This is a genomic window from Bacillus cereus group sp. MG16 (assembly GCF_040459875.1).
GTDB classification, from domain to species: domain Bacteria; phylum Bacillota; class Bacilli; order Bacillales; family Bacillaceae_G; genus Bacillus_A; species Bacillus_A paranthracis.
Map to the genome: position 1 here is coordinate 884,141 of NZ_JARVHE010000001.1, position 13,987 is coordinate 898,127.

Below are 13,987 nucleotides of genomic sequence, written 5' to 3' on the forward strand. Positions count from 1 at the left end.
ACTTCGTGAAGAAGCACTTCACATGCATAAAGTGCATCAAGGAAAATTAGAAACTGTATCAAAAGTAAAAGTAGAAAATGCAAAAGATTTAAGTCTTGCATATTCTCCAGGGGTTGCAGAACCTTGTAAAGAAATTTATGACGATAAAAGTAAGGTATATGAATATACAATGAAGGGAAATATGGTAGCAGTTGTGACAGATGGAACGGCTGTACTTGGTCTTGGTAACATCGGACCTGAAGCATCTCTTCCAGTAATGGAAGGTAAAGCTGTATTATTCAAGAGCTTTGCTGGTGTAGATGCATTCCCAATTGCCTTAAATACAAACGATGTAGATAAAATTGTTGAAACTGTAAAATTAATGGAGCCAACTTTTGGCGGCGTTAACTTAGAGGATATCGCAGCACCAAACTGCTTCATTATTGAAGAACGTTTGAAAAAAGAAACAAATATTCCTATCTTCCATGATGATCAACACGGAACAGCTATCGTAACAGTAGCGGGTCTTGTGAACGCGCTAAAACTAGTTGGAAAGAAAATGTCTGACATTAAAGTTGTCGCAAATGGCGCAGGTGCAGCAGGTATTGCAATTATTAAACTTTTATATCGCTATGGCGTACGCGACATTATTATGTGTGACCGTAAAGGGGCAATCTATGATGGTCGTCCTACAGGTATGAATCCGGTGAAGGATGAAGTGGCAAAATATACAAATAAGAATCGTATCGAAGGTTCTTTAGCTGATGTTGTACAAGGTGCGGACGTATTCATTGGTGTATCTGCAGAAGGTGCATTAACAGAAGAGATGGTTCGTACAATGAATGACGATGCAATTATTTTTGCAATGGCGAATCCAGTTCCAGAAATTATGCCAGAATTGGCAAAAGCAGCGGGCGCAGCTGTTGTTGGAACGGGTCGTTCTGACTTCGCAAACCAAGTAAATAATGTACTAGCGTTCCCTGGTATTTTCCGCGGTGCACTTGACGTACATGCGACACAAATTAACGAAGAAATGAAGATGGCAGCTGTACAAGCTATTGCTGAGCTTGTAGCAGAAGATGAGTTAAATGCAGACTATATCATTCCAGCACCATTTGACGCGCGTGTAGCGCCTCAAGTAGCAGCTTACGTTGCAAAAGCTGCAATGGAGACAGGAGTAGCTCGCCGTCAAGTAGATCCAAATGAAGTTGCTGAGAAAACAAAACAATTAGCGCTGATTGGTAAAGAATAAGCGAGGAATTTCCATTGACATCATCAAATACAAAAGTATATCTCGAAATTGTAAAAAAAATCCGTTCCATTATGGAAGAGGATGGATTGGTAGCAGGGGATCGTTTGCCGTCTGAGCGTGAGTTAAGTTCACGTTTAAACGTAGGACGTTCCTCTGTAAGAGAAGCGTTGCGTGCTTTAGAACTTGTAGGATTAATTGAAACGAGACGTGGTGAAGGGACGTTTATTCGAAACTTTTACGATAACGGTCTTGTACAATTGATTGCTCCGTTCTTGCTGCAAGATGAGAAAACAATTCGTGATTTATTACAAACAAAACGATTGCTTGAGAAAGATATGATTCGAATTGTATGTAATTTACCGAAAGAAATGTTTTCTAAAGTGCTAAGTAAATTACATCAAGTGCTTGAAGGAAATGAAAACTCAGTTCCAATGCTTCACCAAACGTTCTTTAAAACACTTATTGAACAAGTCGATAATTATTTACTATATCGCATTTGGATGATCGTAAATGATTACGTATCAACGCTTTCTTGTAAAGTTTCAGGAGATTCTATCGATATGTATAGAAAGCTTTACGCTATTTTGGAAGAAAAACAAGAAAATGATGCACTAAAAATTTACGATGAATTAGTAGAGAATATACAGTTTCACTCGTAATGTATAAAATTTGTCGAAATGACCATGACACGTTATGACAAACATTCTATCGCGTAGCGGTTAAAGTTAAACGTAAAGAGTGAGGTTATTAGACAGATTGAGAAGATAAGGCTAACATCAAACTTTGGTGTTAGCCCAATTTTCTTCTTACGCTAACCTTAGCTCTCAACGAAGGGGGTCAAATTGTGCTAAGAGATTTATTCGTGAAAAAGAAAAAGTACGCTGCAATACCTTCAGAACAAGTACGAAAAGATGTACCAGACGGCGTTATGACAAAATGTCCGAAATGTAAAAAAATCATGTATACGAAAGAGCTTCTAAAAAATTTAAAAGTATGTGTGAATTGTGGATATCATCATCCTATGAATGCATGGGAACGTCTTGATAGTATATTGGACGAAGGGTCATTCCGTGAGTATGACAAAGAAATGGTTTCATTAAATCCACTCGAGTTTCCAGATTATGAAGAGAAACTAGAGAGCGATCGTAAGAAGACTGACTTGAACGAAGCGGTTGTAACTGGTGAAGGAACAATTGATGACATGCTTGTTGTTGTTGCAGTAATGGATTCTCGTTTTCGAATGGGGAGCATGGGCTCTGTTGTAGGAGAAAAAATTGCCCGTGCGGTTGAAAAGGCATACGACTTACAAGTTCCATTTATTATCTTTACTGCTTCGGGTGGTGCCCGTATGCAAGAAGGGATATTAAGTTTAATGCAAATGGCAAAAACAAGCGTAGCTTTGAAAAAGCATAGTAATGCAGGAGGATTATTTATTTCTGTTATGACTCACCCAACGACGGGCGGGGTTTCAGCGAGTTTCGCTTCACTTGGTGATTATAATCTTGCAGAACCAGGGGCGCTGATCGGATTTGCTGGTAGACGTGTAATTGAACAAACGGTGCGTGAGAAACTACCGGAAGATTTCCAAACGGCAGAATTCTTACTAGAACATGGTCAATTAGATGCGGTGGTACATCGTGATGATATGAGAGAATCGCTTCGTAAGATTTTAGAAGTTCATCAAGGAGGGGAAATGGCTGTATGGCAGAGCTAGAATTTGAGAAACCAGTTGTTGAGCTAAGAAATAAGATTCGTGAACTGAAAGACTATACGAAAAACAGCCAGATGGACTTCAGTGAGGAGATTCGTATTTTGGAAGACAAGCTAGAAAATTTAGAGGAAGATATATACGGCAATATGAAAGTATGGGACCGTGTTCAAATTGCTCGTCATGCAGAACGACCGACAACGCTCGATTATATTGAGCACTTATTTACTGATTTTTTTGAATGTCATGGAGATCGTCTCTTTGGCGATGATGCAGCGATTGTCGGCGGCATTGCGAAGTATAAAGGGATGCCTGTAACTGTAATCGGGCATCAACGCGGAAAAGATACGAAAGAAAATATTCGCCGTAATTTTGGGATGCCTCACCCAGAAGGATATCGAAAAGCATTGCGTTTAATGAAGCAGGCGGAAAAGTTCAATCGTCCAATTATTTGTTTTATTGATACGAAAGGAGCTTATCCTGGTAAAGCTGCTGAAGAACGTGGTCAAAGTGAAGCGATCGCCCGCAATTTATTTGAAATGGCAGGCTTAACGGTGCCTGTTATTTGTATCGTTATCGGCGAAGGTGGTAGTGGTGGTGCGCTAGGTCTTGGAGTAGGAGATTACATTCATATGCTAGAAAATTCCACTTATTCTGTTATTACACCAGAGGGTGCAGCAGCAATTCTTTGGAAAGATGCAGGGAAAGCAAAGGAAGCTGCAGAGGCGATGAGAATTACAGCGGCAGATTTGAAAGAATTAGGTGTAATTGACGAAATTATTCCAGAGGCAAAAGGTGGAGCACACCGTAATGTTTTAAAACAGTCAGAAAATATAGATTTAATGCTTAGAAAAACTTTTGAACAATTAAACGGAATTTCGAAAGATGAATTAATCGAAAAACGTTATGAAAAATATATGAAAATTGGGCAAGTTTCGTTTTCAAACGCTTCCATTTGGATAAAATAAGAAAAGCGTGCGTTCCACTTCGCGAATGCACGTTTTTATTATGAAAAGACACATCTTCTCCATTGTATTTTTATATTTTTTCGTGTTATTTTATTATAAGGCAAATAATCTTTATGAGGTGAGTACAAATGAAACGTATTGGTGTATTAACAAGTGGTGGAGATTCACCTGGTATGAATGCTGCCATTCGTGCAGTTGTTCGTAAAGCGATTTTCCATGATATTGAAGTATATGGTATTTACCATGGATACGCTGGATTAATTTCTGGTCACATTGAAAAATTAGAACTAGGTTCTGTTGGCGATATTATCCACCGCGGTGGTACGAAATTATATACAGCAAGATGTCCTGAGTTTAAAGACCCAGAAGTACGACTAAAAGGTATCGAGCAATTAAAGAAACACGGTATCGAAGGACTTGTTGTTATTGGTGGAGATGGTTCTTACCAAGGCGCTAAAAAATTAACTGAACAAGGATTCCCATGTGTTGGTGTACCAGGTACAATTGACAATGATATCCCTGGAACAGACTTCACAATTGGTTTCGATACAGCTTTAAACACTGTTATTGATGCAATTGATAAAATTCGTGACACAGCTACATCTCATGAACGTACATATGTTATCGAAGTAATGGGACGTCACGCTGGTGATATCGCATTATGGGCTGGTTTAGCTGATGGTGCGGAAACAATCTTAATTCCAGAAGAAGAGTATGACATGGAAGATGTTATCGCTCGTCTGAAGCGCGGTAGTGAACGTGGTAAAAAACACAGTATTATCGTTGTAGCTGAAGGTGTTGGAAGTGCAATTGACATCGGTAAGCACATTGAAGAAGCAACAAACTTTGATACTCGCGTAACTGTATTAGGTCACGTACAACGTGGTGGATCACCAAGTGCACAAGACCGTGTATTAGCAAGCCGTCTTGGTGCAAGAGCAGTTGAATTATTAATTGCTGGTAAAGGTGGACGTTGTGTAGGTATTCAAGATAACAAACTTGTTGATCATGATATTATCGAAGCGTTAGCTCAAAAGCATACAATCGATAAAGATATGTATCAATTATCTAAAGAATTATCCATCTAATCGGCGTAATGTCGGATATTTGGGAACGGTTTCATAATTTTCGGAGGTGCAATATGCGTAAAACTAAAATTGTATGTACTATAGGTCCTGCTAGTGAAAGTATTGAAAAATTAGAGCAATTAATCGAAGCAGGTATGAACGTTGCTCGTTTAAACTTCTCTCATGGTAGCCATGAAGAACACGGCGCTCGTATTAAAAACATTCGTGAAGCTTCAAAGAAAACTGGTAAAACAGTTGGTATCTTACTTGATACAAAAGGTCCAGAAATCCGTACTCACGACTTCGTAGACGGACAAGCTGAGCTTGTAACAGGTGCAGAAGTAGTTATTTCTACTGAGCAAGTATTAGGTACTGCAGAGAAGTTCTCTGTATCTTATGCTGGTCTTTATGACGATGTAAACCCAGGTTCTCGTATTCTAATCGATGACGGTCTTATCGAGCTAGAAGTAATCGAAAAAGCTGACGGAAACATCCGTACAAAAGTTCTTAACAGCGGAACTGTAAAAAATAAAAAAGGTGTTAACGTACCAAACGTAAGCATTAAGCTTCCTGGTATCACTGAAAAAGACGTAAAAGATATCATCTTCGGTATCGAGCAAAAAGTTGATTTCATCGCAGCTTCATTCGTACGTAAAGCAGCTGACGTATTAGAAATCCGTGAATTACTAGAAGAGCATAACGCTCAATACATCCAAATCGTACCAAAAATCGAAAACCAAGAGGGTATCGACAACATCGATTCAATCTTAGAGGTTTCTGACGGTTTAATGGTAGCTCGTGGTGATATGGGTGTAGAAATTCCACCAGAAGAAGTACCATTAGTACAAAAACGTCTAATCAAAAAATGTAACGTGTTAGGTAAACCAGTTATTACTGCAACACAAATGTTAGATTCTATGCAACGTAACCCACGTCCAACTCGTGCGGAAGCAAGTGACGTAGCTAACGCAATCTTCGATGGTACAGACGCAATCATGCTTTCAGGTGAAACAGCTGCTGGACAATACCCGGTAGAAGCAGTAACAATGATGGCTAACATTGCAGTACGTGTTGAAAAATCATTACAATATGAAGATATGTTCAAAAAACGTATTAAAGAGTTCACTCCAACAATTACAGATGCAATTAGCCAATCTGTTGCGCATACAGCACTTGCTCTTGATGTAGCTGCAATTGTAGCTCCAACAGAAAGTGGATATACTGCGAAAATGATCTCTAAATACCGTCCAAAATCTCCAATCGTAGCTGTAACATCTGACGAGCAAGTAGGACGTCGTCTTGCACTTGTTTGGGGTGTACAAGCATTTATGGCTGAGAAGCGCGCAGCTTCTACTGACGAAATGTTAGATACAGCGATTCAAACAGGTATGGATGCAGGTCTAATCGGACTTGGAGACACTGTAGTAATCACTGCTGGTGTTCCGGTTGCTGAAACTGGTACAACAAACTTAATGAAAATCCACGTTGTTGGTGAAGAAGTTGCTAAAGGACAAGGGATCGGTCGTAAAGCTGCAAAAGGTAAAGTAGTTGTAGCGAAAACAGCTGCTGAAGCTGTAGCAAACGTAAACGAAGGTGATATCCTTGTTACAACAAGCACTGATAAAGATATGATTCCTGCAATTGAAAAAGCTGCTGCTCTAGTTGTAGAAGAAGGCGGCCTAACAAGCCATGCGGCTGTTGTAGGTGTATCAATCGGTATTCCTGTTATCGTTGGTGTAAACGGCGTAACAGCAACTTTAAAAAATGGCCAAGAAGTAACAGTTGATGCAGCACGCGGAATTGTTTATAATGGACATGCGGAAGTGCTATAAGTAATACGGAGAGAAGGATCGGAGTCCTTCTCTTTTTTTTACACAAAAATGAGGTAAAACTAGCTTAAAACGTCTGAAATTGCTTTTAAAAGCTGTTTATTATGAAGTTTGATGGGGAAAGTGCGTTTAGCTTTTATATGGTGTATATGGACGTTGTGAGGGTGTTTAAAGTGATAGGATATGAAAGGAGTGTAGAACTATGAAGTGGTTACTATTCTTGTTTATATTAATACCGGCTATTGAGATTACAGTCTTAATTGGATCGAGTCATGTAATAGGTTTGTGGTCTACGTTCGCTATGATTGTATTTACAGGCGTTGTAGGTGTGTATTTGGCGAAAAGACAAGGGTTTAAAGTACTTGGAGAGATTCAATCTAAGTTGAATAGAGGAGAAATGCCAGGAGCAGCGGTTTTAGATGGTATTTTTATCTTTGTAGGGGGTATTCTTTTAGTGCTTCCTGGATATGTAACGGATATAATAGGTTTCATCTTTGTTGTCCCTATGACGAGGGCTTTATTGAAGCCGTTTGTTATGAAGTGGATGGAATGGAAGTTTAGAAAAAACTCAACTATTATTGTGCAGAAATAGTGCTTAGATTATAGCGATCTAAGCACTATTTTTTTGTCTGTAAAAGGATGAGAGGGTGGTTAAAGTTCAGTTAATGAAAGATGTGTTTTAATATGCGGCGAATGTGACGGTTGATAATCGATCGGGATAGGATCCTTGTAGATTAAAGTTTTACTTTGTTGTGTATTTTTTCGATTGGATATGTGATTTGGGGAGTTATTAGCTCTGAATCAGTGTGTTTAAAGTGGGAATCTGAACTTAAGATTGTTTTTGTATGTAAAAAAGAATGAATTGGAATGAAAAAAGTTAAATAAGAATAGGTAAATGGTCAGTTTAAGTCTCATTCTATGCCGATTTGTATATTTATTCATTTACATAAAAAGTAATAAATGTAAGTAATAAATATAAAATTATTAGAATAAATATGTAAAAATACCACGAAATATGCGTTTTTTATGCGAAAAACAAGAGAATCATCCTGTTTTTAGGGTAATTCTCTTGTTGTGTGTAATGAGTATGAAAAATAAGTACAAGGAATAATCAGTGGGGAATTTCCACTGATTATATGTAAGTTTTTGGTTGTGTATGAATTAGAAACTATTATTTTGAAGGTGAGCCTTTAATATATTTCCACAAATCATGGAATACACGAGCTTTGTGTAATGTATTAAGTAGTACTAAGGTGACTGGACCGATGATTAATCCTAAGAAGCCAAAGAGCTTAAAGCCGACAAATAGAGCAATCAGTGTTGCTAATGGATCAAGGCCGATATTAGATGAAAGTACCTTTGGCTCCATGATTTGCCTTTGGACAATCACGACGATGTATAAAATGAGAAGACCGATGGCGAAAGCAGTGTCGCCAGTGAAAAATACGTATATAACCCAAGGAACGAAGACAGCTCCTGTTCCTAAATACGGGAGTAAATCTACAACCCCTGTAATAATCGCGATAGTAATGGCGTATGGTACGCGTAATATTAAAAGTCCGATTAGTACAATAACAGTTGTCATAGATACGAGTGTAAGTTGTGCTTTAACAAAACCGAATAAAGCTTTTCTTAAATCCACAAAAATAGTTTTTCCATAGCCATGAACACGGTTGGGCAAAAACTTTCTTACTTTCTGAGCAAGACGATGCCAATCGTAACTAATGAAGAAAGTGGCTAATAAAACGAATACAAGTACAGTTAAAGTAGTTGGTAGTGCACTAATGAAATTTGTTAACCCGCTTATAATAGCGGTTAAAAGTTCTTTCATTTGCGTCGTTGCTTCGGTTCCTAAGTTTTGAATGTTTTGTGTAATCGTATAGCGCTGCGGTTCCCCAAGATGATTAAATTTAGAGATTAAATCATCGTAGAGAGGCATAATATGATTAAGTGCAAACTGCTGAGCGAATGCAACGATATCCGGAAATTTTACTGTAACAAGTTGTAGTAAGTATGTTGTGGCAGATATTGCTTCTGTTACAAGATATGTAACGAGTCCGACGATAGCTCCAAATACGAGAATTAAGCTAACGAGTACTGCGAGTGCGCGAGGAAATTGTAGTTTTTGATTAAGGAAATTGACGACAGGATTAATCAAATAAGCAAATGCGAAAGCGATAATAAAAGGATAGATAAGTCCTGACATATATAGTAATGCATAGAACCCGGCTACCGTCGCTACAATGACAAATACGAGTCGCAATATCATATATAGTAAGTTTCGATTCAAAGATGTATACCTCCCATTCCAATTTGGATTATCCTAATTCGTTCAACTTATAACGAGTGTACCCCACTGATTAAAGTTTCACTTTATGTTATAGTGGAATGATGGATTTTTCCTGCTTTTTCAGTATGTGAGTGACTGTGAAAGCTTGCTGTTGATGCTTCTACTATATGGTAAAAACTTCATTTTCTCTTCTTTTTATTTTACCTGTTTCTAATTAGAAAAGAAAGGAGAGACGCCTGTTTTTTAAAATGTATACATACTTACATTTTGATGGTGAAAGTCTCAGTTTTTCATTTTAAAATGCATAAAAAAATGAAGTGATTCATGTTGGATAGGCATCGATATAGCATGTATAACGATAGGTTTAAAGGTATTTTTGTTTGGAAATGAGTTCATTATTTTCAGAAAGGAAGTGCAAACATGATTAGTCAGTCAACGTTATTTTTATTCATACTACTTATTATAGGACTTATTGCGAAAAACCAATCGCTTACTGTAGCTATTGGTGTGTTATTTCTATTGAAATTTACGTTTCTAGGAGATAAAGTCTTCCCTTATCTACAAACGAAAGGGATTAACCTCGGTGTTACGGTTATTACAATAGCAGTACTCGTACCGATTGCAACGGGGGAAATAGGTTTTAAACAACTTGGGGAAGCAGCGAAATCGTATTATGCATGGATTGCTTTAGCTTCAGGGGTAGCAGTTGCTCTGTTAGCGAAAGGTGGCGTACAATTATTAACGACAGATCCTCATATTACAACTGCACTCGTTTTCGGGACAATTATAGCAGTTGCTTTATTTAATGGGGTCGCTGTAGGTCCATTAATTGGGGCTGGAATTGCCTATGCAGTTATGAGCATTATACAGATGTTTAAATAAAGAATTTTATAGTAATATAAAATTTTTGAATTCTTTCTGTTCACAAAAGTCAGATAATTGTTTATAATAGGATTAGAAACTTTGAAAAGTTACATAACAGCAGAGACTTTACACCAGATAAAATAAAAACAACATAAAACAATTTTATAATGATATTGTTTTATGTTGTTTTTATCATAAAACTCTTCGGAATTCATTTTCCTCACTAACTTGTTGTTTTGAGCGTGAGGATTCGGGGAGACATTCACGCTCATGCTTTCCATGTAGACAATGGACAATAAGAGGGGAACATCGCAACAAATTTGCATGATCGTGCATTTTGCTTGCCTAAAGAGTGAACGGGCGTTCATAATTCAAAAGGGGAGCAAATAGATATAAGGAGCAAGGTTGGGAGAATTTTCAGGAAAAGGAGAGAATGTCATGACTGTTATTCGAGGTTTAGAAGGGGTAGTAGCAACAACATCATCTGTGAGCTCTATTATTGATGATACATTAACTTATGTTGGGTATAATATTGATGATTTAGCTGAGAATGCTACATTTGAAGAAGTGGTGTACTTATTATGGCATCGCAAGCTTCCTAACGAGCAAGAACTAGCGAAATTTAAGGAGATTGTATCGGAATACTATAAAGTTCCAGGTGAGATTTTAGCATATTTGAAACAAGTAGATTTAAAAATCGCACATCCGATGTCTGTTTTACGAACTGCAATTTCCATGCTATCATTATACGATGAGAGCGCTGAAATTATGGATGAAAAGTCCAATTATTTGAAAGCGGTTAAATTACAGGCTCAAGTGGGTACTTTAGTTGCTGCTTATGCAAGAATCCGTAAAGGTTTAGATGTTGTTGAGCCTAGAAATGATTTATCATTAGCTGCAAACTTCTTGTACATGTTAAATGATCGCGAGCCAAATGAAGTTGAAATTGAAGCTTTTGATAAGGCACTTGTACTTCACGCAGATCATGAGTTAAACGCTTCTACATTTACTGCACGCGTTTGTGTAGCTACACTTTCAGATGTATATTCTGGCATTACAGCAGCAATCGGTGCGTTAAAAGGTCCTCTTCACGGCGGGGCAAATGAAAATGTAATGAAGATGTTAACTGAAATTGGCGAAGAAGAAAATGTAGAATCATATATTCATAATGCTCTTCAAAATAAAGTGAAAATTATGGGCTTTGGCCACCGTGTATATGAGCATGGTGATCCACGTGCAAAACATTTACGCGAAATGTCTAAGAGATTATGCGTGCTTTTAGGAGAAGAGAAATGGTATAATATGTCTATCAAAATTGAAGACATTGTAACAAAAGAAAAAGGTCTTCCACCAAATGTTGATTTCTATTCAGCTTCTGTATACCATTGTTTAGGAATTGACCATGACTTATTTACACCTATTTTTGCAATTAGCCGTATGTCAGGCTGGTTAGCTCATATTCTAGAACAATATGAAAATAACCGTTTAATCCGTCCGCGTGCTGATTATAATGGACCAACACATCAAGTGTATGTTCCAATTGCACAACGATAAGCGAATAACACTATTTTGATAGTGAAAATACGCTTTCAAAAGTCTGATTTTTTCGGAAAGATGTAATGATTAGAATATTTTAATTTGACTAACGGTTTGAACTGAGGGGTTATTCCCTCAGTTTCATACATATGAAATTTCAAACATGGGGGTTATCACATTGACGACAGGTGAAAAAATTACTGTAACTAATGGTGTTATGAATGTACCAAACAATCCGATTATTCCATTTATCGAAGGAGATGGAATTGGTCCTGATATTTGGGCAGCTGCATCTCGTGTACTAGAAGCAGCAGTTGAAAAAGCTTATGATGGTGAGAAGAAAATCGTTTGGAAAGAAGTGCTTGCAGGGGAAAAAGCATTCAACCAAACAGGCGAGTGGTTACCAGAAGAAACTTTAAATTTAATTCGTGAATATTTAATCGCGATTAAAGGTCCACTTACAACTCCAGTTGGCGGTGGTATTCGTTCTCTAAACGTAGCACTTCGTCAAGAATTAGATTTATATGTATGTCTACGTCCAGTTCGTTATTTTGAAGGTGTTCCTTCACCTGTAAAACGTCCGGAAGATACTGATATGGTTATTTTCCGTGAAAATACAGAAGACATTTATGCTGGAATTGAATATGCGCAAGGATCTCCAGAAGCAGAAAAAGTTCTTGCTTTCTTAAAAGAAGCAATGGGTGTTAATAAAATCCGCTTCCCAGAAACATCTGGTATTGGTATTAAACCAATCTCAGAAGAAGGGACAAAGCGTCTTGTTCGTGCTGCAATTCAATATGCAATTAACGAAAAACGCTCTTCTGTTACATTAGTTCATAAAGGAAACATTATGAAATTTACAGAAGGTGCTTTCAAAAACTGGGGTTACGAAGTAGCGGAACAAGAATTCGGCGACAAAGTATTTACTTGGGCTGAATATGATCGTATCGTTGAGAAAGATGGTAAAGATGCAGCGAATAAAGCGATGGCAGACGCTGAAGTGGCTGGAAAAATCATCGTAAAAGATTCTATTGCAGACATCTTCTTACAACAAATTTTAACTCGTCCACGTGAGTTCGATGTTGTTGCAACAATGAACTTAAACGGTGACTACATCTCTGATGCACTTGCTGCACAAGTAGGTGGAATTGGTATTGCACCTGGTGCAAACATTAACTATGTAACTGGACATGCTATCTTTGAAGCTACGCACGGTACAGCTCCAAAATATGCAGGTTTAGATAAAGTAAACCCATCTTCAGTTCTTCTTTCTGGTGTATTATTATTAGAACACTTAGGATGGAACGAAGCTGCGAAATTAGTAACTGCTTCAGTTGAGAAGACAATTGCTTCAAAAGTAGTAACTTATGATTTCGCACGCTTAATGGAAGGTGCAACAGAAGTGAAATGTTCTGAGTTCGCTAATGAACTTATTAAAAACATGGATGTAGCGATAATCAAAAACGCATAATTAAAGTGGGGGGTAAATTATGACAATCAAACGCAAGAAAGTTTCAGTCATCGGTGCAGGATTTACAGGAGCAACAACAGCATTCTTATTAGCACAAAAAGAACTTGCAGATGTTGTATTAGTGGACATTCCACAGCTGGAAAATCCAACAAAAGGGAAAGCGTTAGATATGTTAGAAGCGAGCCCAGTACAAGGTTTTGATGCTAACATTATTGGAACATCTGATTACGCAGATACTGCTGATTCTGACGTTGTTGTGATTACAGCAGGTATTGCGCGTAAGCCTGGTATGAGCCGTGATGATTTAGTAGTAACAAACTCCAAAATTATGAAAAGTATTACGCGCGACATTGCAAAACATTCACCAAATGCAATTATTGTTGTGTTAACAAATCCAGTTGATGCAATGACATATTCTGTATTTAAAGAAGCTGGATTCCCGAAAGAGCGTGTTATCGGTCAATCGGGCGTATTAGATACAGCTCGTTTCCGTACATTCATCGCACAAGAATTAAATCTTTCTGTGAAAGACATTACAGGATTTGTTCTTGGTGGACACGGTGACGATATGGTACCTCTTGTACGTTATTCATATGCAGGTGGCATTCCGTTAGAAACGTTAATTCCGAAAGAGCGTTTAGAAGCAATCGTAGAACGTACCCGTAAAGGTGGCGGCGAGATTGTAGGCTTATTAGGAAACGGTAGTGCATATTACGCACCAGCTGCTTCTTTAGTTGAAATGACAGAAGCAATCTTAAAAGATCAACGCCGTGTATTACCGGCTATTGCGTACCTTGAAGGTGAATACGGTTATAGTGACCTTTACTTAGGGGTACCAGTAATTCTAGGTGGTAACGGAATTGAAAAAATTATTGAATTAGAACTTCTTGCAGATGAAAAAGAAGCGTTAGATCGCTCTGTAGAATCTGTACGTAATGTTATGAAGGTTCTTGTTTAATCATTAAATATAAGTAGAAAAAGATTCGGGGCCCCGAATCTTTTTCTACTATTTATACAAATGTT

Annotated in this window: 12 protein-coding genes; 11 read left to right on the top strand and 1 reads right to left on the bottom strand. The window is 37.8% G+C overall.

Annotated elements, in window-relative coordinates; translation table 11 throughout:
- Positions 1 to 22: 22 nt before the first annotated feature.
- The 7 genes from ystJ (at position 23) to QCI73_RS04645 (ending at position 7,395) form a co-directional block, all read left to right on the top strand.
- A complete protein-coding gene (gene ystJ / locus QCI73_RS04615; RefSeq protein ID WP_001970845.1) occupies positions 23 to 1,231 on the top strand; it encodes an NADP-dependent malic enzyme in 1,209 nt (402 codons plus the stop codon).
- 14 nt (positions 1,232 to 1,245) lie between these two features.
- Positions 1,246 to 1,890, top strand: coding sequence for a FadR/GntR family transcriptional regulator (locus QCI73_RS04620; protein WP_000204431.1), 645 nt, complete (start codon positions 1,246 to 1,248; stop codon positions 1,888 to 1,890).
- 185 nt (positions 1,891 to 2,075) lie between these two features.
- Positions 2,076 to 2,945 carry an acetyl-CoA carboxylase, carboxyltransferase subunit beta gene (accD, locus tag QCI73_RS04625; protein WP_000942861.1) on the top strand — a complete coding sequence of 290 codons (870 nt, stop codon included), beginning with the start codon at positions 2,076 to 2,078 and terminating at the stop codon, positions 2,943 to 2,945.
- Complete coding sequence (gene accA / locus QCI73_RS04630; protein ID WP_000818794.1) at positions 2,933 to 3,907, top strand: acetyl-CoA carboxylase carboxyl transferase subunit alpha; 975 nt, start codon at positions 2,933 to 2,935, stop codon at positions 3,905 to 3,907. Before accD ends, accA begins: the two co-directional genes overlap by 13 nt.
- A gap of 128 nt (positions 3,908 to 4,035) precedes the next feature.
- The gene (gene pfkA / locus QCI73_RS04635; protein ID WP_000821163.1) at positions 4,036 to 4,995 is read left to right on the top strand and encodes a 6-phosphofructokinase; all 960 of its coding nucleotides are present in this window, start codon (positions 4,036 to 4,038) and stop codon (positions 4,993 to 4,995) included.
- A 53-nt stretch (positions 4,996 to 5,048) separates the two neighbouring features.
- Positions 5,049 to 6,806, top strand: a complete 1,758-nt coding sequence (pyk, locus tag QCI73_RS04640) for a pyruvate kinase (protein ID WP_001232661.1) — start codon at positions 5,049 to 5,051, stop codon at positions 6,804 to 6,806.
- A 199-nt stretch (positions 6,807 to 7,005) separates the two neighbouring features.
- The gene (locus tag QCI73_RS04645) at positions 7,006 to 7,395 is read left to right on the top strand and encodes an FxsA family protein (protein ID WP_000871625.1); all 390 of its coding nucleotides are present in this window, start codon (positions 7,006 to 7,008) and stop codon (positions 7,393 to 7,395) included.
- Positions 7,396 to 7,974: 579 nt separating this feature from the next.
- On the opposite strand, the gene ytvI is transcribed toward QCI73_RS04645, so the two are convergent.
- Complete coding sequence (ytvI, locus tag QCI73_RS04650) at positions 7,975 to 9,093, bottom strand: sporulation integral membrane protein YtvI (RefSeq protein ID WP_001081397.1); 1,119 nt, start codon at positions 9,091 to 9,093, stop codon at positions 7,975 to 7,977.
- A gap of 420 nt (positions 9,094 to 9,513) precedes the next feature.
- Here ytvI and QCI73_RS04655 point away from each other — a divergent pair, with 420 nt between their 5' ends.
- The 4 genes from QCI73_RS04655 (at position 9,514) to mdh (ending at position 13,922) form a co-directional block, all read left to right on the top strand.
- Entirely contained in the window at positions 9,514 to 9,975 is a 462-nt protein-coding gene (locus QCI73_RS04655; protein WP_000625507.1) for a DUF441 domain-containing protein, read from the top strand.
- A 387-nt stretch (positions 9,976 to 10,362) separates the two neighbouring features.
- Positions 10,363 to 11,511, top strand: a complete 1,149-nt coding sequence (gene citZ / locus QCI73_RS04660; protein WP_138321022.1) for a citrate synthase — start codon at positions 10,363 to 10,365, stop codon at positions 11,509 to 11,511.
- Between the two features lie 160 nt (positions 11,512 to 11,671).
- Entirely contained in the window at positions 11,672 to 12,964 is a 1,293-nt protein-coding gene (gene icd, locus QCI73_RS04665; protein WP_000206898.1) for an NADP-dependent isocitrate dehydrogenase, read from the top strand.
- A 19-nt stretch (positions 12,965 to 12,983) separates the two neighbouring features.
- On the top strand, positions 12,984 to 13,922 hold the full coding sequence (gene mdh / locus QCI73_RS04670) for a malate dehydrogenase (RefSeq protein WP_353822578.1): 939 nt from the start codon (positions 12,984 to 12,986) through the stop codon (positions 13,920 to 13,922).
- Positions 13,923 to 13,987 lie beyond the last annotated feature (65 nt).

Coding starts and splice junctions, on each gene's coding strand:
- ystJ (WP_001970845.1), top strand. CDS start 23: ATGCATAAAGTGCATCAAGGAAAATTAGAAACTGTATCAAAAGTAAAA.
- accA (WP_000818794.1), top strand. CDS start 2,933: ATGGCAGAGCTAGAATTTGAGAAACCAGTTGTTGAGCTAAGAAATAAG.
- pfkA (WP_000821163.1), top strand. CDS start 4,036: ATGAAACGTATTGGTGTATTAACAAGTGGTGGAGATTCACCTGGTATG.
- pyk (WP_001232661.1), top strand. CDS start 5,049: ATGCGTAAAACTAAAATTGTATGTACTATAGGTCCTGCTAGTGAAAGT.
- QCI73_RS04645 (WP_000871625.1), top strand. CDS start 7,006: ATGAAGTGGTTACTATTCTTGTTTATATTAATACCGGCTATTGAGATT.
- QCI73_RS04655 (WP_000625507.1), top strand. CDS start 9,514: ATGATTAGTCAGTCAACGTTATTTTTATTCATACTACTTATTATAGGA.
- mdh (WP_353822578.1), top strand. CDS start 12,984: ATGACAATCAAACGCAAGAAAGTTTCAGTCATCGGTGCAGGATTTACA.